The sequence below is a fragment of the Streptomyces sp. AV19 genome (genome assembly GCF_015999245.1).
Taxonomy (GTDB): domain Bacteria; phylum Actinomycetota; class Actinomycetes; order Streptomycetales; family Streptomycetaceae; genus Streptomyces.
In genome coordinates this window covers 1021036-1043785 of the sequence record NZ_JAEAMR010000007.1, presented here as the reverse complement: position 1 = coordinate 1043785, position 22750 = coordinate 1021036, and the positions used below count along the sequence as shown (strand labels likewise).

At 72.5% G+C, this 22750-nt stretch carries 19 protein-coding genes and 1 tRNA gene; 9 read left to right on the top strand and 11 right to left on the bottom strand.

The window, feature by feature from the left end; translation table 11 throughout:
* The first annotated feature begins 81 nt into the window (after positions 1-81).
* Entirely contained in the window at positions 82-486 is a 405-nt protein-coding gene (locus I5Q34_RS14400; RefSeq protein ID WP_199892568.1) for a hypothetical protein, read from the top strand.
* A 453-nt stretch (positions 487-939) separates the two neighbouring features.
* On the opposite strand, the gene I5Q34_RS14395 is transcribed toward I5Q34_RS14400, so the two are convergent.
* The gene (locus I5Q34_RS14395) at positions 940-2331 is read right to left on the bottom strand and encodes a cystathionine beta-synthase (RefSeq protein ID WP_199892567.1); all 1392 of its coding nucleotides are present in this window, start codon (positions 2329-2331) and stop codon (positions 940-942) included.
* A 197-nt stretch (positions 2332-2528) separates the two neighbouring features.
* Between I5Q34_RS14395 and I5Q34_RS14390 the strand changes: the two genes are divergently transcribed.
* From I5Q34_RS14390 to I5Q34_RS14380, 3 genes are all read left to right on the top strand, one after another.
* Positions 2529-3638 carry an SGNH/GDSL hydrolase family protein gene (locus I5Q34_RS14390; protein ID WP_199892566.1) on the top strand — a complete coding sequence of 370 codons (1110 nt, stop codon included), beginning with the start codon at positions 2529-2531 and terminating at the stop codon, positions 3636-3638.
* Positions 3639-3889: 251 nt separating this feature from the next.
* A complete protein-coding gene (locus I5Q34_RS14385; protein WP_199892565.1) occupies positions 3890-5110 on the top strand; it encodes an acetyl-CoA C-acetyltransferase in 1221 nt (406 codons plus the stop codon).
* A gap of 266 nt (positions 5111-5376) precedes the next feature.
* Positions 5377-6201 (top strand): hypothetical protein, encoded by an 825-nt coding sequence (locus I5Q34_RS14380; RefSeq protein WP_199892564.1) that lies wholly within the window; start codon positions 5377-5379, stop codon positions 6199-6201.
* Between the two features lie 14 nt (positions 6202-6215).
* Here I5Q34_RS14380 and I5Q34_RS14375 read toward each other — a convergent pair whose 3' ends face one another.
* Complete coding sequence (locus I5Q34_RS14375; protein ID WP_199892563.1) at positions 6216-6548, bottom strand: hypothetical protein; 333 nt, start codon at positions 6546-6548, stop codon at positions 6216-6218.
* Positions 6549-6646: 98 nt separating this feature from the next.
* Here I5Q34_RS14375 and I5Q34_RS14370 point away from each other — a divergent pair, with 98 nt between their 5' ends.
* Positions 6647-6877, top strand: coding sequence for a DUF4287 domain-containing protein (locus I5Q34_RS14370; protein ID WP_199892562.1), 231 nt, complete (start codon positions 6647-6649; stop codon positions 6875-6877).
* A gap of 85 nt (positions 6878-6962) precedes the next feature.
* On the opposite strand, the gene I5Q34_RS14365 is transcribed toward I5Q34_RS14370, so the two are convergent.
* From I5Q34_RS14365 to I5Q34_RS14350, 4 genes are all read right to left on the bottom strand, one after another.
* On the bottom strand, positions 6963-7835 hold the full coding sequence (locus I5Q34_RS14365) for a Bax inhibitor-1/YccA family protein (protein WP_199892561.1): 873 nt from the start codon (positions 7833-7835) through the stop codon (positions 6963-6965).
* A gap of 172 nt (positions 7836-8007) precedes the next feature.
* The gene (gene ccrA / locus I5Q34_RS14360) at positions 8008-9234 is read right to left on the bottom strand and encodes a crotonyl-CoA carboxylase/reductase (RefSeq protein ID WP_234428760.1); all 1227 of its coding nucleotides are present in this window, start codon (positions 9232-9234) and stop codon (positions 8008-8010) included.
* A gap of 63 nt (positions 9235-9297) precedes the next feature.
* Positions 9298-13272, bottom strand: a complete 3975-nt coding sequence (locus I5Q34_RS14355) for a type I polyketide synthase (RefSeq protein WP_199892560.1) — start codon at positions 13270-13272, stop codon at positions 9298-9300.
* Positions 13273-13488: 216 nt separating this feature from the next.
* Positions 13489-14199, bottom strand: coding sequence for a helix-turn-helix transcriptional regulator (locus I5Q34_RS14350; RefSeq protein WP_199892559.1), 711 nt, complete (start codon positions 14197-14199; stop codon positions 13489-13491).
* 460 nt (positions 14200-14659) lie between these two features.
* Here I5Q34_RS14350 and I5Q34_RS14345 point away from each other — a divergent pair, with 460 nt between their 5' ends.
* Both I5Q34_RS14345 and I5Q34_RS14340 read left to right on the top strand, forming a co-directional pair.
* Entirely contained in the window at positions 14660-15268 is a 609-nt protein-coding gene (locus tag I5Q34_RS14345; protein ID WP_199892558.1) for a TetR/AcrR family transcriptional regulator, read from the top strand.
* A 32-nt stretch (positions 15269-15300) separates the two neighbouring features.
* The gene (locus I5Q34_RS14340; RefSeq protein ID WP_199892557.1) at positions 15301-16368 is read left to right on the top strand and encodes a hypothetical protein; all 1068 of its coding nucleotides are present in this window, start codon (positions 15301-15303) and stop codon (positions 16366-16368) included.
* Positions 16369-16464: 96 nt separating this feature from the next.
* On the opposite strand, the gene I5Q34_RS14335 is transcribed toward I5Q34_RS14340, so the two are convergent.
* From I5Q34_RS14335 to I5Q34_RS14320, 4 genes are read right to left on the bottom strand one after another with little or no spacing between them, the layout of a single operon-like run.
* On the bottom strand, positions 16465-17265 hold the full coding sequence (locus I5Q34_RS14335; protein ID WP_199892556.1) for a cyclase family protein: 801 nt from the start codon (positions 17263-17265) through the stop codon (positions 16465-16467).
* Between the two features lie 24 nt (positions 17266-17289).
* Positions 17290-18807, bottom strand: coding sequence for an AMP-binding protein (locus tag I5Q34_RS14330; RefSeq protein WP_199892555.1), 1518 nt, complete (start codon positions 18805-18807; stop codon positions 17290-17292).
* Positions 18804-20033, bottom strand: a complete 1230-nt coding sequence (locus tag I5Q34_RS14325; RefSeq protein WP_199892554.1) for a thiolase family protein — start codon at positions 20031-20033, stop codon at positions 18804-18806. The genes I5Q34_RS14330 and I5Q34_RS14325 overlap by 4 nt, the downstream gene beginning before the upstream one ends.
* Positions 20030-21034, bottom strand: a complete 1005-nt coding sequence (locus tag I5Q34_RS14320; RefSeq protein ID WP_199892553.1) for a fumarylacetoacetate hydrolase family protein — start codon at positions 21032-21034, stop codon at positions 20030-20032. The genes I5Q34_RS14325 and I5Q34_RS14320 overlap by 4 nt, the downstream gene beginning before the upstream one ends.
* A gap of 216 nt (positions 21035-21250) precedes the next feature.
* Between I5Q34_RS14320 and I5Q34_RS14315 the strand changes: the two genes are divergently transcribed.
* Complete coding sequence (locus I5Q34_RS14315; RefSeq protein ID WP_199892552.1) at positions 21251-21850, top strand: TetR/AcrR family transcriptional regulator; 600 nt, start codon at positions 21251-21253, stop codon at positions 21848-21850.
* Between the two features lie 36 nt (positions 21851-21886).
* Here the strand turns inward: I5Q34_RS14315 and I5Q34_RS14310 are convergent.
* Positions 21887-21969, bottom strand: a tRNA-Leu gene (locus tag I5Q34_RS14310).
* Positions 21970-22393: 424 nt separating this feature from the next.
* Between I5Q34_RS14310 and I5Q34_RS14305 the strand changes: the two genes are divergently transcribed.
* A partial coding sequence (locus tag I5Q34_RS14305; protein WP_374193010.1) for an ABC transporter ATP-binding protein occupies positions 22394-22750 on the top strand: 357 nt, incomplete at its 3' end.

Sequence of the window (22750 nt, the reverse complement as noted above, 5' to 3'; positions counted from 1 at the left end):
GCCGCGGAGGGGCGGCCCCACTGCGGATACGGGTGCTGGCCCCACTGACGCGGGGTCCGCAGCGACCGTACCGTTACGACCATGACCGGCCATGACCGAGACCTCCAGAAGGAACTCGACGCGACCCTGCAGACCCGTAAGGAGCTGGGGTCGGAGTACGAGGCGGAACTCGTCGACGCCTTCCTGGAGAAGGTGGAGCGGAAAGTCGACGCCGCCGTGGAACAGCGGATGCGGCGACTGGCCGCGGAGCAGCAGATGTCGACGGCGCGGGGCGGCCCGGCCGCCGGACGCTCCGGCGAGTTCGGGTCGTTCGGCGAACGGTTCGGGTTCGCGATCGTGTCGCTGGTGCTGGCGATACCGCTGACCGCGATAGCGGTGGCGCAGGCGGGGATGTTCGGGCTGGTGGTGGCCTGGGCGGGGATCGTCGCCGTGAACGTGGCGCAGGTGACGCGGGGGTTCCCCTGGCAGCGGGAGGAGCGGGGGTAAGGGTTTTTCTCCCCGCCCCGCCCTTTCGCCGTTTCCGCAGCAGCGCGCTGCGGGCGCCCAGGGACGAATTCAGCCCGTCTGGGGGTTGCCCCCTCCGGGGAGTTTGAGGACGAACGCGGCGCAGCCGCGTTCCCCGCGCGGAGCGCGGCGAGAAAGGGTGAAAGGGCGGGGCGGGGAGAAACCCCCTGCGCAGGGGCCGCCGCACCCCGGCCCATCGGCCGGGGTCGGGACGGCGGCGACCCCCACGGACGGACGCGCAGCCAACCCGCGCCCGGACGGCCGTGGAGTCCGGGAGCCGCTCCGGAGTTCCTGCCGTCGCACCGAGGCGCCGCACCGGACGCTCTCCGTCCGCGCGGCACCCCTTCACTATGCGGGCTCCGTGTTAAGTCCGTGCTGCCATCACGTGACGCATACGTACCTTTTACGGGAGCGGCAACGGCACGGAGCCCCGCGCTACTTCGCGCCGTTGCCCTCCGCCAGGAAGGCCAGCAGGTCCTGACGGCTCACCACGCCGGTCGGCTTGCCCTCGACCAGGACGATCGCGGCGTCCGCCTCGCCGAGCACGGCCATCAGGTCGGCGACCGGCTCGCCCGAGCCGACCTGCGGCAGCGGGGCGCACATGTGCTTCTCCAGCGGGTCGGAGAGCGAGGCCCGCTTGGTGAACAGCGCGTCCAGCAGCTCGCGTTCGACGACGGAGCCGATGACCTCGGCGGCCATCACGTCCGGGTGCCCGGCGCCCGGCTTGACGATCGGCATCTGGGAGACGCCGTACTCGCGCAGCACCTCGATGGCCTCGCCGACCGTCTCCTCGGGGTGCATGTGCACCAGGGAGGGCAGCTCGCCGTCCTTGCGGCGCAGCACGTCGCCGACGCGGGCGTCGTCGCCGGCCTCCTCCAGGAAGCCGTAGTCCGCCATCCACTCATCGTTGAAGATCTTGCTCAGGTAGCCGCGGCCGCTGTCCGGGAGCAGGACGACGACCACGTCGTCCTCGGTCAGCCGCTCGGCCAGGCGCAGCGCGCTGACGACCGCCATGCCGCAGGAGCCGCCGACGAGCAGGCCCTCCTCGCGGGCGAGGCGGCGGGTCATCTGGAAGGCGTCCTTGTCGGAGACCGCGATGATCTCGTCGGTGACCGTGCCGTCGTAGGCGGTCGGCCAGAAGTCCTCACCGACGCCCTCGATCAGGTACGGACGGCCGGAGCCGCCGCTGTAGACGGAGCCCTCCGGGTCCGAGCCGACGACCTTGACGCGGCCGTCGCTGACCTCCTTGAGGTAGCGGCCGGTGCCGCTGATGGTGCCGCCGGTGCCCACACCCGCGACGAAGTGGGTGATCTTCCCCTCCGTCTGCTCCCAGACCTCCGGACCGGTGGAGTAGTAGTGCGACAGCGGGTTGTTCTGGTTGCTGTACTGGTCCGGCTTCCAGGCGTTCGGGATCTCGCGGACGAGGCGGTCGGAGACGTTGTAGTAGGAGTCCGGGTGCTCGGGGTCGACCGCGGTCGGGCAGACGACGACCTCGGCGCCGTAGGCGCGCAGCACGTTGATCTTGTCCTGGGACACCTTGTCGGGGCACACGAAGACGCACTTGTAGCCCTTCTGCTGGGCCACCATCGCCAGGCCGACACCGGTGTTGCCGGAGGTGGGCTCGACGATCGTTCCGCCCGGCTTGAGTTCGCCGGACTTCTCCGCTGCCTCGATCATCCGCACGGCGATGCGGTCCTTCACCGAACCGCCGGGGTTGAAGTACTCGACCTTGGCCAGCACGGTGGCCTTTATGCCTTCGGTCACGCTGTTGAGCTTCACCAGCGGCGTGTTGCCGATGAGCTCGATCATCGAATCGTGATACTGCACGGTGATCTCCGCGGTCGGGGGCACTAGCGGTTCGTCGCGTGCCCGTACGACCAGCCTATTCGGCCGAATGGCGGTCCGGCGGAAGCCGCCGGGCGTTGCGGCCGCCCCCGCTCGGGGCACGTAGGTATCAGCACGGTTAGGGCACAGGGTGCGGCACAGGGTGCACCGCGCTCGTGGAGCGGGAGGAGACCCGCCTTATGTCCATGTCGAGGGCGAGGGCCGCCCGGCGGATCGCCGCCGCGGCGGCGTACGGAGGCGGCGGGATCGGTCTGCTCGGGGGCGCGGCGCTGGGGCTGCTGCTCACCGAGGTGGCACTGGCCAGGAGGATCGTCGGCGGCAACCACGACACGCCGCCGCAGGCGGACGGGCGGTACGGCTCCTCGTTCGTGCACGGGCCCGGCCGCGAGCCGCTGGTCCTGGGCATGCTGGGCGACTCCACGGCCGCGGGCAAGGGGGTGCACCGGCCCCGGCAGACGCCGGGGGCGTTGCTGGCGACGGGGCTGGCGGCGGTGGCGGAACGGCCGGTCGACCTGCGCAACGTGGCGCTCTCCGGGGCGCAGTCCTACGACTTGGAACGGCAGGTCACTCTGCTTCTGTCAGGTCCGGGGCGGACCCCCGACGTCTGCGTGATCATGATCGGTGCCAATGACGTCACCCACCGGGTGCCGGCCGCCCGGTCCGTGCGGCTGCTGTCGGAGGCGGTGCGCAGACTGCGGGACGCGGGGTGCGAGGTCGTCGTGGGCACCTGCCCCGACCTCGGCACGATCGAGCCGGTCTACCAGCCGCTGCGGTGGCTGGCCCGGCGGCTGAGCCGGCAGCTGGCGGCGGCGCAGACGATAGGGGTGCTGGAGGCGGGGGGCCGCACGGTGTCGCTGGGCGACCTGCTCGGCCCGGAGTTCGCGTCGAACCCGCGGGAGCTGTTCGGTCCGGACAACTACCACCCCTCGGCGGAGGGGTACGCCACGGCCGCGATGGCCGTGCTGCCCACGCTGTGCGCGGCGCTCGGCCTGTGGCCGAAGGACGAGGAACGGCCGGACGCGGCGCGCCGCGAGGGCATCCTGCCGGTGGCGCACGCGGCGGCGCGGGCGGCGGCGGAGGGCGGCGCGGAGGTGTCCGTGGCGCGGGGCCGGTGGGCGCTGCTCAAGTACCGACGGCGCCGGCAGCTGCCCGCGCCGGAGGGACCGGACGGACCGGACGGGCCGGACGGGCCGGACGGGCCGGACGGGCCGGACGGGCCGGACGGCCCGAACGGCTCCGGGGACGAGGGTCCGGAGCGGCGCTCGGCGTGGCACCGGGTGGGCCGGTAGGGGTTGCCCCCTCCGGGGAGTTTGAGGACAACGCGGCGAAGCCGCGTTGCCGGGCCGAGGGGCGCAGCCCCGGAAGAAACGGTGAAAGGGCGGGGCGGGGAGAGGCACACTGAAAACCCCGGGCCCCCGGCCCCGCACCGCATGAGGCCCGCATCACAGGCCGCCCCCCGTGACCTGAACCTTACGTGCGGGTAACTTCACCGGAGCCGAACAAGCGAAGAAGCCCCGCCGCCGCGCCGACTGGAGCCGTGATGCCCGAAGCCGTGATCGTCTCTACCGCCCGCTCCCCCATCGGCCGCGCCTTCAAGGGCTCGCTGAAGGATCTGCGCCCGGACGACCTCACCGCCACGATCATCCGGGCCGCGCTCGACAAGGTCCCCGCCCTGGACCCGCGCGACATCGACGACCTGACGCTCGGCTGCGGCATGCCCGGCGGCGAGCAGGGACACAACCTGGCGCGGATCGTCGCCGTGCAGATGGGCATGGACCACCTGCCCGCCACCACGGTCACCCGCTACTGCGCCTCCTCGCTCCAGACCTCCCGCATGGCCTTCCACGCGATCAAGGCCGGCGAGGGCGACGTCTTCCTCTCGGCCGGCGTCGAGATGGTCTCGCGGACCGTCAACGGTTCCTCGGACGGCCAGCCCGGCACCCACAACCCCCTCTTCGCCGAGGCGGAGGCCCGTACCGCCGCCCGCGCCGAGCAGGGCGGCGAGGGCTGGCACGACCCGCGCGAGGACGGCCTGGTCCCGGACGCGTACATCGCGATGGGGCAGACCGCGGAGAACCTCGCCCGGCTGAAGGGCGTCACCCGCCAGGAGATGGACGAGTTCGGCGTCCGTTCGCAGAACCTGGCCGAGGAAGCGATCCGCAAGGGCTTCTGGGAGCGCGAGATCACCCCGGTGACCACCCCGGACGGGACGGTCGTCGCCAAGGACGACGGCCCGCGCGCCGGCGTGACGCTGGAGGGCGTCCAGGGCCTCAAGCCCGCGTTCCGTCCCGACGGCCTGATCACGGCGGGCAACTGCTGCCCGCTCAACGACGGCGCCGCCGCGGTCGTGATCATGTCGGACACCAAGGCCCGGGAGCTCGGCCTGACCCCGCTCGCCCGGATCGTCTCCACCGGCGTCTCGGCGCTCTCGCCGGAGATCATGGGCTACGGCCCGGTCGAGGCGAGCCGCCAGGCGCTGAAGCGGGCCGGGATGACCATCGGCGACATCGACCTGGTCGAGATCAACGAGGCGTTCGCGGCCCAGGTGATCCCGTCCTACCGGGACCTCGGCGTCGACATCGACCGGCTCAACGTCAACGGCGGGGCCATCGCCGTGGGTCACCCCTTCGGCATGACCGGCGCGCGCATCACCGGCACGCTCGTCAACTCGCTCCAGTTCCACGACAAGCAGTTCGCGCTGGAGACGATGTGCGTGGGCGGCGGCCAGGGCATGGCGATGGTGCTGGAGCGCCTGAGCTGAGATCCGCAGCCGGGTCCGCAGCCGGGATCCGTACGGGATCCCGCCCCGGACCCCGTACGCGTTCGTGACCCAATCTCCCCCAGGATGTGACCAACGTCCCGGGGGAGATTCGTTTCCCCTGGTCAGATATGTTGAAGGAACAACCTCCGGGCCTTAAGTCCCGCCGGTTTCATGACGTTTTGCACTGGGGGCAGGGGAAGACGCGCGCGAAGCTGAGGTAGGAATTCGGGGGATCCATAGCAACCGGGAGTACGTCAGTGAGCGCCATGTCTCTTGCCCTGCTGCTGGCCGCTGCCACCGCCACGACCGCGGGAGCCGCCGCGCTGTACGCCACGCGCGGACTGCGCCGCCAGATCACCGCCCTGCGCGCCGACCTGGCGACCGCCACCGCGGAGCGCGCGGCGCGGGCCGAGGTGCCCGCCGCCCGGACCGCCCCCGTGGCCGGGCTCTCCGAGATACGCGCGGCCGTCGCCGACGCCCTCGCCGAGGAGCGCGAGCGCGAACTGGCCGAGGCGCGCGCCTTCTGGGCCGCGCAGGAGGCCCTCGACCTGGGCGCCGCCCCGGGCGCCGACGCCCCGCTGCTGTCCGGCCTCACCGGCCCCGCCGCCGACGAGACGACCGCCGACGGCGGCCCGTACGGCCCGCACATCCCCCGCCAGCCCGACTTGGCCGGGCTGGATCTGCCCCTGGCCGGGGAGCCGGAGCGGACGGACGCCGCCGAGTCCCCGGAGCTCGCCGCGGCCCGCCGCCGGCACCCCTCGCACCCCGACTTCTCGCCGGCCGCCCCCGTGACCGACCACGAGCGCACCGTCGAGCGGCTCACCGAGCTCGCCGCCGACGGCGTCCCGCTGGCCGATGTGCGCCCGGGCCCGCTCGGCACCCTCGACGTCTACGTCTTCGCCGACGGCACCACCGTCTGCATGACGCCCGGCCACCGGGAGACCGCCGAGAACCTCGCCCACGCGCTGCGCACCGGCGACGCCCCCGTCCTGCTGGGCGGCTCCGGCGTGGCGGGCGCCTACGCCCTGACGTTCGGCTGCGCCTCCGGCAACGTCTACGTGCTGGCGGACCGCGTCATCGCGTCCCACTGACGTCCGGGAGGCGGCTACAGCCCGCAGCGCCGGGCCGCCTCCTCGATGAGCCCGACGGCCTCGGCCACCTGCACCCCGGTCGCCCCGCCGCCCCCGGCGGCGAGCGCCTCGGCCAAGTCGTGGCCCGCGACGGCCACTTGGTCCGCCACCGCGAACATGCCCGCCTCGGGCATCTCCCGCGGCTCGCCCCGGCCCGGTTCCTCGATCCGCTGCGCGCGGGCGGCCAGCTCGCGGGCGAGGGCCAGCGCTTCCGCCGCCGCGCCCCGGCTCAGGCGGGACTGCGGCAGGGTGCGCAGGCGGTCGGCGAAGGTGTCCACGGCGGCCAGGAGAGGCGTCACATCATCCACGTCCCGAGACTATGCGGCGGCTGCCGACTGTTGCCAATGGCTGAACACTCAGGCACGGTGACATGAAGGACCATCATCCGAAGCGTCCGGAGGCGCCGATGTCCTATGTCATCTCCGACGAGACCCACCGGAACCTGCTCTCCCGAATCCCCCACTGCACCGGTCGTGACATCGCGGAATGGCTGCGCACGGTCGAGGAAGGTCCCGCACTGTCCCGGTTCGAGGAGAAGGTGAGCTGGCTGCGCGGAGAGCACGGCCTCGCCTACGGCCACGCCAAGGCGATCGTGCACGAGTACGACCTCCGGCGGGCCGCGCGCAGGCTGCTGTAGCGCCGCGGTCCCCCGCAAACGGGGGACGGGCCCGGGAAGGCATCACCTTCCCGGGCCCGTCCATTTACGGAGTCCGTCCGCCGCGCTAGTCCTGATTGAGGATCGCGATCAGACGGAGCAGCTCGGTGTAGATCCACACCAGCGACAGCGTCAGGCCGAACGCGGCCAGCCACGACTCCTCGCGCGGCGCGCCGTACTTCACGCCGTCCTCGACCTGCTTGAAGTCCAGCGCCAGGAAGCAGGCGCCGAGCACCACGCCGAGGATGCCGAAGACGATGCCCAGACCGCCGGTGCGGAAGCCGAGGCCGTCACCGCCGCCGAAGGCGGCGAACAGCAGGTTGACGACCATCAGCAGCAGGAAGCCGATCGCGGCACCGGCCACGAACCGGGTGAAGCGGCGGTCGACGCGGATGAGCCGCGTCTTGTAGGCCACCAGCACACCGGCGAAGACCGCCGTGGTGCCGAGCACCGCCTGCATCGGGGCGCCCTTGGCGACCTCGTTGTACGCCTGGCTGAGCACGCCGAGGAAGAGACCCTCGAAGACCGCGTAGGCCAGGATGATCGCCGGGGACGGCTTGGCCTTGAACGACTGGACCAGGCCGAGCACCATCGCGATCAGGCCGGCGCCGAAGCCCAGCCCGACGGGCAGCTCCAGCGCCCAGGCGGCACCGGCCGCGACGATCACCGCAGCCAGCGTGATGCCGGTGCGCAGGACGACGTCGTCGATCGTCATCGCGCCGGAACGTGCCGGCGCCTGCGGCATGCCGTGCTGGACGTCGGGGGCGCCCTGGGCGTACGGGTTGTTCGCGTAGGGGTTGGTGGGCTGCGCGTACGGGTTGTTCCCGTAAGGATTTCCCTGCGTCGCGGACCCGGACTGCGGCGCCGCGTTGAAGCCCGCGTAGCTGCCGCCTCCGGAGGTGAACCCCCGTCGCGAGAAGACCGGGTTCCTGCTCCTCATTTCACTCCTCCATGGCCACCCTGCGCGGCCTTAGCGCTCAAGGGTAATAGGTAGGCAAAGGAATGGCTCTCGTGCTTTGGGACGATCTTTTCCCAGTGCGCCTACTACCTCACAACGCTATCGGGCCACTGCCGGTTCCGTACCGGCGGGGAGCGCCGTAAGCGGTACCCGTTCAGGCGGCGGGCGCGTTGACCCGGACGGCCATGTTGCCGGAGGGGTGCTTGTTCTCGTGCATCAGCTGATGCGCGTGGCCCGTCTCCTCGAACCCGCCGACCCAGGAGAGGCAGGGGTCGAGCTTCTTGCTCCCGGCGAGCGCGATCACCTGGCGGCACTGCTTGGTGCTCGCGAAGTGCGAGCCCTGGAGGCGCTTCTGCCGCATCCAGAGGAAGCGCAGGTCGACGTCGGCGTTGTAGCCGGTGGTGCCGCCGCAGATGACGACCATGCCCGCCGTGTCGCACAGATACATGGACGTGGGAATGGTGCTCTGCCCGCTGTGCTCCAGAACGATCTTCGGCGCCTTGCGCTCGCCGAGGATCTCCCAGAATTTGGTGCCGAAAGCGCGCACGCCCTTCATCCATTTGCCCATGGCCGCGCCGTCCGAGATGTCGGGCAGCCGGCCCCAGTGGTCGAACTCCTTGCGGTTGATGTAGCCCTCCGCGCCGAGTTCGAGGCAGAACTTTCCGCGCTCGTCGTCGGAGACCACGGCGATCGGAATGCCGCCGCGGATCCGGGTGATCTGGATCGCCATCGAGCCGAGGCCGCCGGCGCCGCCCCAGATCAGCACCGGGTCGCCGGGCTCCACGGTGTGCGGGGCCCAGCCGGTCAGCTGCCGGTAGGCGGTCGCGCCGGTGAGCAGGAAGCAGGCGGCCTCCTCCCAGGAGAGGTTGGCGGGCTTGGGGTGGCACTGATATTCGGTCACCCGTGCGAACTGGGCGAAGGAGCCGTAGTTCGTCTCGTAGCCCCACGCCTTCTGGGTGGACGAGGTCATCGGGTCGGCGCCCATCCGGATGTCGGTGGCGGACTCGTCCCACACGCAGCCGGTGACGATCACCTCGTCGCCGACGGACACCGTGGTGACGCCCTCGCCCACGGCCCAGACGATGCCGGACCCCTCGGAGCCGCCGATGTGGAAGTCCTCGGGCTCGCCCTGCTTCTGCCGGGCCGCGACGACGTCGTACGGGTAGCCGAGCGAGGCCCAGACGTTGTTGTAGTTGATGCCGGCGGCCATGACCCAGACGAGGATCTGGCCGGGGCCGAGGCTCGGCACGTCCACGACCTCCATGGCGAAGCCCTGCTCCGGCGGACCGTACCGTTCCGGGCGGATGACCGACGCGTGCATCCGCGCCGGGACGACGCCGAGCGGGGGCAACTCACCGATGTCGTACAGGTCCTTGGTCAACTCTCTCACCTTTCGTTGCTGCTGTGACGGGACATCACGTGTCGAGTCGAGCGTGCGAGGGAGTCAGGAGGCGGCCTGGGCCCCGAGCTCGCGGACGAGGGACGCGGTCGAGGCACCGCGCGCCAGTTTTTCCATGGGGAAGGGGATGCCGAACTCCTGCTCCAGCCGCTTGCGCAGCTCCGTCGCCATGACGGAGTCCATGCCGAGGCGGCTGAAGGGCTTGTTGGCGTCGAGCTTGGCCACGCGCATCTTGAGGACCGCCGCCACGTGCTCCGCCACGCGGTCGGCCACCGGACGGTCGGCCGCGGGGGCGGCCTCGGCCACAGGAGCGGGCGCCGGGGCCGGTACGGGGGCGGCGACAGGCGCGGCGACGGGGACAGGTGCCGGAGCCGGGGCGGGAACGGCGGCCGGGGCCGGGGCCGGGGCGCGTACGCCGCCCGCCGGCGCGGGCTCCCTGGAGATCCGCAGCGAGCCGCGCAGCTCGATCGCGAAGCCGGTCGCCGGGTCGGTCAGGCGCAACTCGCCCGTCAACTCGATGCCGGTGTCCGCCGTCTGAGGCTGCGGCGCGTCGGCCGTGGACGTGTTCACGTGCTCCTCTTCCTTCAACTCCTCGGCACCGCCGCCCTCCTGGCGGTGCACCGGCATGCCCTTCAGCTCGGCGACGACCCGCTCCGCCGCGTCCAGCAGGGTGATGTCCACGGCCGGCCGGCCGTCGGCGCCCTCCCTGATCCGGCAGGTGCTCCACAGCGCCTCGGTCGACGGGCCGGAGATCCGGAAGTCGTCCAGGTGCGGGGTGGCGCCCGGCATGCCGGGCAGCAGCACCAGTGCCTGCATATAGGCGGCGTGGATCAGTTCGGGGTGCAGCGGGTGCTCGGGCCGCGGCTCCAGCGGGGCGGGGCGGCGGAGGCGGGCGACGGATTCCCCCTGCCCGGTCCGGATCTCGTCCAGGAGGTGGCGGAAGCGGGTGGCCTGCGGCAGACGCCGGTAGAAGGCGTCGGCGTCCCAGGGCGCCGGGCAGCGCTCGCGGATCCGCGCGAGCGGCTCGGGTGCGGCGGCCGGGACGTCCTGGACCACCGTGCCGCTGCCGCGCGGCCGCCAGGCCGCTTCGGCGCCCGTCCGGCTCTCGACCCCGAATCCCCAGCGGCGCCCGTCCGGGTCCGGTGTGAGGGTGACCCGCAGGACCGGCACCTCACCGGGGGGTACGAGGACCGGGTCCTTGAGGTCCACGCCGGTGAGCCGTACCGCGTCGGTGCCGGCGGTCCGGACGGCCGCGACCCGTACGGCTTCCAGGAGTTCGGTCCAATAGACCATGGCCGGTTCGCCGGCCGGGGCTCCGGCCAGCAGCGGCGATCCGGGCTCCAGCGGGAAGTCGTGGACCTGGGGCAGCTCGTCGAGGTCCTCCACCCAGTAGCTCTCGCGCTGCCAGGGGTACGACGGCAGGGGCACGCAGCGGCCGGCCCCGTAGAGCCCGTTCCAGCCGACGGCGGCACCGGTCTCGTACACCTTGCCGAGGTGGGTCAGCAGCGTCTCGCGCTCCGGCTCGTCGCGGCGCAGCGAGCCGACGGTGGCGCCGGGCAGGCCGGCGTCCTCCAGCGTGTCCCGCACGGCGCCCAGCAGCACGGGGTGCGGGCTGACCTCGACGAAGACGGTGTCGGCCTCCCGGGCGGTGCTGAGCACGGCCTCGTGGAGGTGGACGCGGCCGCGCAGGTTGCCGGTCCAGTACGAGGCGTCGAGGCCGGTCCCGTCCAGGAGTTCCCCGGTGACGGTGGACCGCATGGGGATCCGGCCGGCCCGGGGGCGAAGTCCCTTGAGCGCCTCGGCGAGTTCGGGCAGCACGGGGTCCATCTGCGAGCAGTGCGAGGCGGCTTCCGCCTTCATGACGCGGCAGAACACGTCACGGGCGTCCAGCTCGGCCTTGATCTTCTCGATGCCCTCGACCTCACCGGCCAGGACGGTGGTGCGGGGGCCGTTGCTGGCCGCCACCGAGACGTCGACCGCGAGCGCGGCGATGAGCTCCTCGGCCTCGGTGGCCGTCAGGCCCGCCACGGACATGGTGCCGTTGCCCGCGACCAGGTCCCGGATCAGCCGGGTGCGGTGGCAGACGACGGCCGCGCCGTCCGCCAGGCTGAGCCCGCCCGCGACGCAGGCGGCGGCCACCTCGCCCATGCTGTGCCCCAGCACCACGTCCGGCTCGACGCCCCAGGCCCGCCAGGTCTCCGCGAGCGCCACCTGGACCGACCAGAGCACGGGGTGCACGATGGCCGCGGTCTCGTTGACGAGGTCGGTGCCGTCGGTGAGCCGGTCGATGACGGACCAGCCGGTGAGGGCGCGCACGGCCTCGTCGCAGCGCATGAGCTGGGCACTGAACGCCGGTGAGCTGTCCATGAGTTCGCGGCCCATGCCGATCCACGGCGAGCCGTGGCCGGAGAAGACGAACGCGATCCGGGGACTTCCCGCGAAGTCCGGCTCCACGCCCTCCGCCAGGGCCTCGCGCAGCCGCTCGGCCAGCGCACCGTGGCTGTCCCCGACGACGGAGAGCCGGTAGTCGTGGTGCGCGCGCCGGACGGCGGCGGTGTGGCAGAGGTTGGCGAGGTCCGTACCGGCGGCCGCGGTCGTGAGGTGGCCGACGAGGTCCTCGGCGCGCTGCCGCAGGGCCTCCGGGGACCGGGCGGACAGGGTCAGCAGGTGCTCGGTGCCGCTCTCGGCACCGGCGTCCCCGCCCGGCCGCCGCACGCCGTGTTCCTCCGGTTCCGCCTCGGCCCCGGCCTCGGTGAGCACGACGTGCACATTCGTGCCGGAGACGCCGAAGCTGCTGACGCCGAAGGTGAGCGGCCCGGCCTCGGGCCCGAAGGACCGGGCCGTGCGCGGGATGTCCATGCCCGCGGTGTCCCAGTCGACCGCCGGGGTGCGCTCGGTGAGGTGGAGGCTGCGCGGCACGGTGCGGTGTTCGAGGGCCAGCACGGTCTTGATCAGGCCGAGCACCCCGGCGGCGGCGCCGGTGTGCCCGATGTTGGTCTTCACCGAGCCGACCAGCAGCGGCCGTTCCTCCGGACGGTCACCGCCCGCGACGGCGGCGATCGCCCCGAGTTCGACCGGGTCGCCCGCCTTGGTGCCGGTGCCGTGGCCCTCGATGTAGGACACCTCGGACGCCGGGATCCCGGCGTGCTCGTACGCCAGCCGCAGCATGTTGCGCTGGCCGCTGAGCGAGGGGATGGTCATGGTCGCGCTGTCGGAGCCGTCGTTGTTCATGCTCCAGCCGCGGATGACGGCGCGGACCGGGTCGCCGTCGGCGAGGGCGCGGTCGAGCGGCTTGAGGAGGACCACGCCGACCCCCTCGGTGAAGCAGAACCCGTCGGCGGCGGCGTCGCCGAAGCGGCAGTTGTCGGAGAGCACCCCCGCGTCCACGTACCCGTAGTTCTCGGTGTCGGCCAGCAGCAGCTGCGACCCGCCCGCGATGGCGAGCTCGGACTCGCCGGCCCGCAGGCTCTGGCAGGCGAGGGCGATGGCCACCAGGGAGGAGGAGCAGGCGGCGTCCACGGTGATGCCGGGGCCCGTGAGGTTCAGGGCGTAGGAGAGCCGGCCGGTGGTGCTCGCGCGGTTGCCGGAGCCGAGGTTGGCGTGGATGTCGGGGTGCTCGGCCGCCTGGAGCAGATCCCAGTAGTGGACGTTGGTGGTGCCCACGTAGACGCCGGTGCGCGTCCCGGCCAGCTTCGCGGTGTCCTGGGCGCCGTCCTCCAGCGCGTCCCAGGCGGTCTCCAGGAAGAGGCGCTGCTGCGGGTCCGTGCCCACCGCCTCCCGCGGGGACATCGCGAAGAATTCCGCGTCGAAACGGTCCGGGTCGTTCAACAAGCTCGACCGCATGCCGGCGCCGGGAACTCCGTACGGGCGTCCGAACCGGGTTTCCGGCACCGGTGCGACCGTGCAGACCTCGTCCATCAGGAGTTTCCAGAAACCGTCCGGCCCGTCGGCGCCGGGAACCCGGCACCCCATTCCCACGACCGCGATCGGGGCGGGCCGTACGGGGTCGTATTCGCCCATGGTGTTGGTGACTTCCTTAATCATGAGAGATCGCGCGGCAGTCGGCTGCCATGACCAGTCCTTGACTCTGGGAGATGAGAAAGGAATGTTCAACGGGCCAGTCCGGAAGCTGTCAATCGGCGCCCGGGCGGCGGGGCGGCGGCTGCCCTCCGTGACACATTGCTGTCACCGTGTGACCCAGGCGACACGGCCGACGCAGCCGCCCCGCCGGGGGGCTCACGCCGGAAACAATCCGAGGCCCGCCGCGTTGACCCCGGCCTGGAACCGGGATCTGGCGCCCAGCAGCCGCATGATGTCGGCGACCCGGCGGCGGTACGTCCGTACGGAGATGTCGAGTTCGCGCGCCGCCGCCTCGTCCGTGTAGCCCTCGCCGAGCAGGCGCATGATCTCCGTCCCGGAGTCCCGGCGCAGGCGCTCGCGGAGCTGCTGGTAGCGGACCAGCGGGACGGCCCGGGACCAGGCGGTCATCATCATGTCGTGCAGGGCGCGGACCACGCCGGGGGCGCGGATGAGCGAGGCCTCGACGTCGCCGGTGCGCGCGCCCGGCCGGACGAGGGCGACTTGCTGGTCGATGACGACGGCGCCGTGCCGCACCCCCGAGGCCAGGCGGATCTCGGTGTCGCAGGCCGCCGACCCGAGTGACCCGAGGTCCGCGAGGTGGCCGCCGAGGGCCAGCTCCGGGGTGGAGAGGATCTGGACGCGGGTCTCCCGCGGCCGTCCGTCCGCCAGCCGGCGCAGTGCCGAACCGACGGCCCGCAAGCCGTCCAGGGAGGTCGGGAGGACGACGTTCACCGAGCATTTCGCCCGGCCGACAAGGCTGTTCAGCGCGGCCACCGCGGCGTCGATGTCCCCGATGTCCGCGAGGACCGATTCCTCCAGTGCGCGAATATGCGTGTTGTTGACCACGGATTCGATGAGCGGCCGCATTTCCAGGAGTATGCGGTCGATATCACACTCCGCCTCGCCGTCGAATGCCTGTGGTTTTCGCGGGCGGTTGAGAAGATCAGGGCCGAAAGCAAGGCCGGAAACTTGAGCCAACATTTCACGCCCCTCGGGATTGCACAACTACCGGCGAGTAACGTACATCGCACAGCGTAACCCCATCAACACGCCATCCGCTCGGGGCAGTTGACATCCGGCCAACCCATGACGCCGCGACCGGTGACGGCGCTCACACGGCACGGCGGTCCGGGCGCGCCACCCGGCGGTGTCCCCAATAGCCCCCGGGCGGGGCGTAGTCAATCCGTTTCACACATGCTTAACCGGCGGGGCGCCCACGTTTACCCACGCCGGTCGCTACAGCGGCGGTCCGCCCGGAACCGGATCTGGCTGTTTTTGCCCGGTAGGAAATTTTGCGCGGTGCGCAAGTTCTGTAGCCTGCCGTCCCATGGGTACAGCACAGGACACCCCCGCCCTCGGACTGCGCGAGCGCAAGAAGCGGGCCACCCGGACGGCGCTGAGCCGGGCCGCACTGCGCCTCACCGCGGAGCGCGGCTGGGAGAACGTGCGGGTCGAGGACATCGCGGCCGAGGCCGGGGTGTCGGCCCGTACCTTCAACAACTACTTCTCCAGCAAGGAGGAGGCGGTCATGGCCCCGGGCGTGGACCGTACCGAGCGCATCCGCGAGGCCCTGCGCGCGCGTCCGGCCGGGGAGCCGCTGTGGGACGCCCTCTCGGAGGCCGTCTTCGAGGTCCTGGACGCCGAGGCGTCCGACCGGGAGATGACCTCCTTCCTGCGGGCCCGGCTGGCGCTCGCCCACTCGGAACTCGCCGCCCAGCAGGTGAGATTCGAGGCCGGGCTGGTGACCACGCTGGCGGCCGAGATCGCCCTGCGCACCGGCACCGACCCCGGCCGTGACCTGTATCCGCGGCTCGCCGCCACGCTCGCCGTCACCACGATCCGGCTGACCTACGAGCACTGGGTGTCCGGCGACTCGGACGCCCCCATCGCGCCCGCCGTACGCCGGGCGCTCGGGCGGGTACGCGTCGAACCGTAGCCCTGTCCGCCCCACAGAGAGAGACAACCGCCGTGTCCACCAAGCCTGCCGGCGCCGAAGACGGCGCCGGGACCCCGGCCGCCAGCGGCTGGCGCAAGGTGCCGATGCTGATCGTCGGCCTCACCGCTCTGCTCGTCGTCATGCTCACCGCCTTCGCCCTGCCCTCCATCAACTCCGGCCCGCACAAGGTGCCGGTCGCGGTGGCCGGGCCCGGCCCGGCCGCCGACCAGATCGCCGGGAAGCTGGCGGCGGCCAGGCCCGGGGCGTTCAGCGTCCGGAAGGTGGCGGACGCCGAGGAGGCCCGCGACCGGATCGACGACCGCGACGTCTACGGCGCGGTCGTCCTCGGCACCAAGCCGGGTGCCAGGCCCGAGGTCCTGATCGCCACCGCGGCCAGCCCGTCGATCGCCGCCTCCCTGCGCGCCCTCGCCCAGTCCCTCGACCCGGCGGCCGCCGATTCCGCGGTGGCCGTGCACGATCTGCACCCGCCCACGGACGACGACCCCAACGGCGTCGGCCTCTCGTCCGGCGCGCTGCCCCTGGTGCTGGGCGGCTACCTGGCCGCCGCGGCCATCGTGATCCTGCTGCGCGAGCCCGCCCAGCGGGCCGCCACCGCCCTCGGCTTCGCGCTGCTCGGCGGCTTCGCGCTCGGCGCGCTGCTCCAGTACGGCTTCGGCATCACCGACGGCAACTACGGGCTGATCTCGCTGGCCATCGCCTTCGGCACCGCCGCCACCTGCCTGACCATCATGGGCCTGCACTCCGTGCTGGGCGGCGCCGGGCTCGGCCTGGGCGCGGCCATGATGATCCTCCTGGGCAACCCGCTGTCCGGCCTGGCCGCCGGGCCGGAGTGGCTCCCTTCCGGCTGGGGCGCGTTCGGACAGTTCCTGCCGCCGGGCGCCGGCGGCACCCTGCTGCGCTCGACGGCCTTCTTCGACGGCTCCGGCAGCTTCCGGGCCCTGCTGGTGCTGGCCGGCTGGCTGATCGGCGGGCTCGCGCTGTTCCTGATCGGAGCCCGCCGCGCGGAGGCGAAGACGCCCTCGGCGCCGGCCGCCGAGGAGACCGGCAAGGAGCAGGAGGCCACCCTCACGGCCCCGTGATCCCCTGAAGGTGTACGGGCTCCCGGCCCTCTGGGGCCCGCACACCTCTTCCGTGACCCGATGCCCCTTCCGCGACCCGGTCGTTCGCTCCGTGACTCAGTCGTCGACGAAGGCCACCGCCCGCGCCGGCGACGCGCTCGTACCCGTCAGCCGCAGCGGGAAGAAACCGACCATGAAGCCCGTCGGCGGCAGCGCCGCCAGATTCACCAACTGCTGGACGATCAGCGCCTCCTTGTCCTGGATCGCGTAGTGCCCGTCCCAGATGTGCCGGGCGTCGCCGGTCTCCTGGTACGCCCTGCGCATCGCGGGGATCGGGCGGTCCCAGCCGATCGCGTCCGTGCCCAGGACGGTCGCGCCCCGGCCGGTGAGATAGCGGGTGCCCTCGCCCGACATGCCGGGGTAGTTGAAGTACAGCGGCTCACCGATCGCGTAACGCTCCTGGCCGGTCCGGATCAGGACCGCGTCGCCCTGCTCGATGTCCCGGCCGATGGCCTCGACCGCCTTCCGCAGGGCTTCCACGGAGATGGCCTCGCCGGGCCTCGCCCACTGCCGTACGTCCAGCACCATGCCGGGCCGGTACAGCTCCTCCAGCGAGACGTCGCTGATGGTCCGGGCCGGGCGGCCCTCGCACAACCGCCCGCTGTGCAGCGGCGCGTCCACATGCGTGCCGCAGTGCGTGCTGATCTCGCGCAGGATCTCCCCGGCCGGGCCCTCGCGCCCCGGGAGATCGTCGGGGTCGCATCCGAAGGACGCGACCATGAGCTCCCGGCCCCAGACGTCGTGCGTCTGGTAGTCGACCTTGGGGGCGATGACCTGGGCCAGGTCGGGCATGTTCGCGGGTATGTGCTTGAGGTCGTCCGGGTCGATGGGGGATGTCAGATCGACGATGCGGCTCATTGCGTCTCGTTTTCTCCCGGGCGGTCAGCCCGGGTGGTCCGGCCGGGGCTGGCCGAGCAGCCCCCTCAGTTCCGTCTTCAGCACCTTTCCGTAGGAGCTCTTGGGCAGGGCGGCGACGAACTCGTAGCGGCGGGGCCGCTTGTAGCGCGCCATCTGCCCGAGGCAGTGGTCCTCCAGGTCCGCCGCCGTCACGGTCCGCCCGGGGGCGGACACCACGAAGGCGGCGGGCAGTTCGCCCCACTCGGGGTCGGGGGCACCGACGACGGCGGCCTCGGCGACCGAGGGGTGGCGCAGCAGCACCTCTTCCACCTCGCGGGGGTAGATGTTGGAACCCCCGGCGATGATCAGGTCCTTGGCCCGGTCGACGAGGGTGAGATATCCCCGCTCGTCGAACCGTCCGAGGTCGCCGGTGTGCAGCCAACCGCCGCGCAGGGTACGGGCGGTGGCCGCGGGATCGTTCCAGTAGCCAGCCATCACGGTGTCGCCCCGGACGATCACCTCGCCGACGGTGCCGGCCGGTACGTCCGTGTCGTCCTGGTCCACGACCCGCACCTCCACACCGGTACGCGCCCGCCCCACGCTCTCCAGCCGGGAACCGGCCGTGGCCGCGTGGTCCTCCGGCGGCAGATACGTGATCGTGCCGGGCGACTCGCCCTGTCCGTACCCCTGCCAGAGGCGCCCGGGGCCGAAGCGGGCGATGACCTGCCGCAGGTCCTCGGCGTACATCGGGGCGCCGCCGTAGAGGATGCGGTGCACCAGGCCGGCCGGCTCGTCCGGCAGCAGGGCCGGGTCGAGCAGGCGGCGCAGGATCGTGGGCACGGCGAAGAAGGACACCGGGCCGAAGGCGCGCATCGCCTCGCCGAGGGTCTCCGCGTCGACCACGCCTCCCCGGGGGAAGACCTGGGCGCGGGACCGGGCGACGTGGGCGAGCCCGAAGAGGCCGCCCGCGTGGGACATCGGGGCGATGTGGAGGAAGGACGCGTCCACGCCGGTGCCGATGTCGGCGAGCGCGCTGTCCGTGGCGGCCCGCAGATTGCGGTGGGTGAGGACGGCGCCCTTGGAGCGGCCGGTCGTCCCGCTGGTGTAGAACAGCCAGGCCGGATCGCCGGGCGCCACCGCCGCGGGCGGCCCGGCGGGCACCGGTCCGGCCGCCGCCAGCTCCGCCGCGCCGACCAGCCGCACCCCGAGGCCGTGGTCGCGCAGCGGACCGGTCAGCTCGTCCGTGGCCACACAGACGCGGGCCCCGCAGTCCCCGGCGAGGACCGCGAACTCCTTCGGGTGCAGGCGGGCGTTCATCGGTACGGCCACGAGCCCGGCCCACCACGCGCCGAAGAGGACCTCCGGATAGAGCGGGGTGTTCCGCATGGCCAGCGCGATCCGGTCGCCGGGCCGTGCGCCGTGCTCCCCAAGGAGCGCGGCACCGATCGCCCGGGAGCGCGCGGCGAGTTCGCCGTAGTCGTGTACGACCGCGGCGCCCTCGCACACCGCCGGTGCGCCGGGGGTGCGTGCGGCGGCCTCGTCCAGCAGGTCGGCGATGTTCACCTGGTCATCCCCTCCAGGACGACGACGGCCGCGGCCGCCTCCTCGTACCCGAGGAATCCGCCGCCGTTCTCGGCCAGTCCGATGCGGGCGCCGGGCACTTGGCGGTCCCCGGCCTCGCCGCGCAGCTGGGTGACGAGCTCGTGGACCTGGCCGATGCCGGTGGCCCCGACGGGGTGGCCGTTGCACTCCAGACCGCCGGAGGTGTTCACCGGGAGCCGGCCGCCCAGCGCCGTCTCCCCGCGCTCGGCCGCCGCCGCGCCGTCGCCCGCGCCGATCAGCCCGAGGGCCTCGACCTGCAGGACCTCGCCGATCGCGGTCGCGTCGTGGACCTCGGCGAGCGAGATGTCCGAGGGGCCCAGTCCGGCGCGTTCGTAGGCGGCACCGGACGCCAGCCGGGTGATCTGCCGCGTGTCGTCGCCCAGCGGCCGTCCCGTGCCGGAGGCGACGACGCTCGCGCGGATGCGTACGGCCCGGCGGGTACCCAGCCGGCGGGCGGCCGCCGGGGAGCAGACGAGGGCGGCCGCGGCGCCGTCGCCCATCGTCGCGCACATCGCCCGGGTCAGCGGCGCCACGATCACCGGCTGGTCCAGCACCTCGTCCACGGTCAGCGGAGTGCGGTGCGCGGCGCGGGGGTTGAGGGAGCCGTGCCGCCGGTTCTTGGCGGTGACGGCGGCGAGCCGGCGGGGCGTGCAGCCGGGGTGACGCCGCATGTAGTGCGCGGCGAGCGCCGCGTAGACGTCCATGAAGACCGAACGCCTGCCCTCCGGCGCCGGCTCCGCGCCCGCCGCCTCCCGCAGCGCCTTGAGTTCGGTCTCCCAGCGGGCCACGTCCATGCCGCCGAGGAACGCCTCGCGGGTACGGTCCGCGTCGGCGCCGTACATCTTCTCGGCGCCCAGGGCGAGCGCGATGTCCAGTTCCCCGGCGCGTACGGCGGTGGTGGCGAGGTGGAGGGCGGTGCCGCCACTGGCGCAGGCGTTCTCGACGTTGACGACCGGGACGCCCTCGATGCCGTGCGCGCGCAGGGCGGCCTGGCCCCGGATGAGGTGCTGGCCCTCCAGGGCGCCCTGCGCCGCGTTGGCGAAGAACACCCCGCCGATGGCGCCCGGTTCGACGCCGGCGTCCGTGAGGCACAGCGCGAGCGCCTCGCCGGCGAGCGAGCCGACGCTCCGGTCCGGGAACCTGCCGTATGGGGTGCGGCCCACGCCGAGCACATACGCGTCGGTCATGAGCTGCCCTGTGCGGCACCGCCGTTGCCGGCGGGGATGCGGACGCGGTTGCGCAGGATGCCGATGCCCTCGATCTCCAGCTCGACGGTGTCCCCGTCCCGCAGCCGCTTCCCGAGGTCGAAACCCGTTCCGGAAGGGACAGTTCCGGATCCGAGCACGTCCCCGGCCTGTATCGCACGGTCCCTGCTGAGGTGGACGACGGCGTCCTCGTAGGTGTGGTGCATGCCGTCCGTGGTGCCGCGCGACCACTCCTCGCCGTTGACCCGGGCGGTCATCGTGAGGGAGTACGGGTCGGGGAGCTCGTCACGGGTGACGATGCACGGCCCGAGCGTGTTCGAGTCCGCGAAGTCCTTGCCCTCGCACGGTCCGGCGCCCGCCGGCATGATCATGGCCTGGATGTCGCGGGCACTCCAGTCGTTGAAGACCGTGTAGCCGAAGATGTGCTCGCGGGCCGCGTCGGGCTTCACGCCCCGGGCCGTACGGCCGATGACGGCCGCGAACTCCAGCTCGTAGTCCAGCTCGGCCGAACCGGCGGGGGCCGTGATCTCGTCCTCGGGCCCGCTGACCGAGAGATGGTCGCCGGTGTAGTACAGGACGCGCTCGCGGAACAGCGGGTTGAGGTCGAACTTGCCGCTGGCCATGAGCTCCTCGAACCTGGCCGCGGGATCGGCCGCGGTCGCCGCCATGCGCCGGGCCAGCTCCCTCAGCCCGTCCACGAGATGGGCGATGAACAGCCCGCAGTCGCGCAGCCGGGCGGGGCGCGGCAGAGGCGCGCGCAGCCGGACGCCGGCGCGGGAGTGGAGCGCTCCGCCGGGGCGCCGCGCACAGAGCTCGCGGGCGCGGTCGAGTCCGCCCTCCCCGGCATCGATCAGGGCCTGCATGGAGGCGAAGGCGCTGTCGCCCGGAGCGGCGGCGGCGAGGTCGAGGACGACCGCGTCGTCGTCGAGCAGCGCTCCGAGGCGCGGACTATGGCTGGGCTTCTCGAAGGTGACCAGGCGCATGGCGTCTCCTCATCGTGCGGTCGGCGACTGGGAAGGAGCCTTGGAACAAGGGGGGCACATGGACGCGCGGCCGGCGGCACCGGGCTTGCCCACCGGTTCGCTGGACGGTGGTCCAATCGTTGAGCGCCCGTCATAGGCAGTCAAGAGACATGCACATGATCAGTTTTCGGCGCACGGCCCGGTTACGGCGGCACGCGCTGTGGAAGAATCGCCGGCATGGCCGGTCGTCGCGAGGAGTCCGCCCGGGAGAGCCGCCGCCGTCTGCTGGAGGCCGCCACGGAGCTGGTGGCCGAGGCCGGTCTGCGGGCCGCCTCCGTGCAGGCCGTCGCCGAGCGGGCCGGCATCAGCCGCGGCTCGGTCGCCTGGCACTTCGGCTCGAAGGACGGGCTGATCGTCGAGGTCATCGAGCACGCCTTCCGCACGGCCGCCGAGGAGTACGGGCGCCGGGTGCCGGAGTCCGGCCCGCTCTCCTTCGACCTCCTCGTCGACGTCCACCTGGCCGTGATCGACACCCGCTGCGGCCGGGTCTTCGTGACCGTGCTGCCGGAGGTGATGCGGTCCGAGGGCCCGCTCCGCGACGCGTATGTGCGCGGTTACGAACGCACACGCGCGCTCTGGGTCGGCTATCTGGAGCGGATCGTCGCGCGGCACCCCGGACTGCCGGACGCCAAGGACCTGGCGACCGTCGTCTTCGGCACCGGCGTCGGGGTGAACACCCTGCACAGCCTCAACGGCCTGGTGGACCGCGAGAGCGGCTTCGCCGCGCTCAAGCAGCTCTTCGGCCTGGCGAGCGGGGCCGCACGGCGGCAGCACTGAGCGGACATCCCTGAGCCCGCGGCGATGAGCGGGGTGTGCCCGGAGCCGGACTCGAACCGGCACGGCCCGAAGGGCCAGCGAGGTTTAAGCTCGCCGTGTCTGCATTCCACCATCCGGGCGGGCCCTCGGGCCGCACGTGCGGGGACGCGCGCGCGGGTTCCCTCGAGGAGAACAGGATGAGCCTATCCGGGTGGCGCCCCCCAAACAGCGGAACGCTGACCAGAGGTTGTCTTATTTTATGGGCAACTTAGCGCTCATCAGTGCGGAACGGGCCCCTTCGGCACATGCCAGAGGCCGATCCACCCTCCTCATGGCCCCCACCGGCCCCCTTCCGGTAATTGTCGCAATCTCGCCTCCCCCGGCAGCCGCGATCCCGCCTCCCCGGCAGGGGAGCGGCTCATACCCGAGGATGACGGCACCCCCCGGCCGTACCTCTGGAGTCTGCCCCGAGAACGGGAACCAGGGCTGATCCCGGGGCTGCACAGGGACAGGACGATGGAAGCACCTTCCCGGTTCCACCGTCCCGATCAAGGAGTACGTCCCGTGACCACCAGCCCCTACGGCGCCCCGACCGCCGTCCGCACCGCGGCCCCCGCGGCCGTGGCGACGGACCTGACCAAGGTCTACGGCCAGGGCGAGACCCAGGTGGTCGCCCTGGACTCCGTCTCCGTCGAGTTCCGCCGCGCCGAGTTCACCGCGATCATGGGCCCCTCGGGCTCCGGCAAGTCCACGCTGATGCACTGCATGGCAGGCCTCGACACCGTCTCCGGCGGCTCGGCCCGGATCGGCGACGTGGAGCTGACGGGGCTCAACGACAAGAAGCTCACCCAGCTCCGCCGGGACAAGATCGGCTTTATCTTCCAGGCGTTCAACCTGCTGCCGACGCTCAACGCCCTGGAG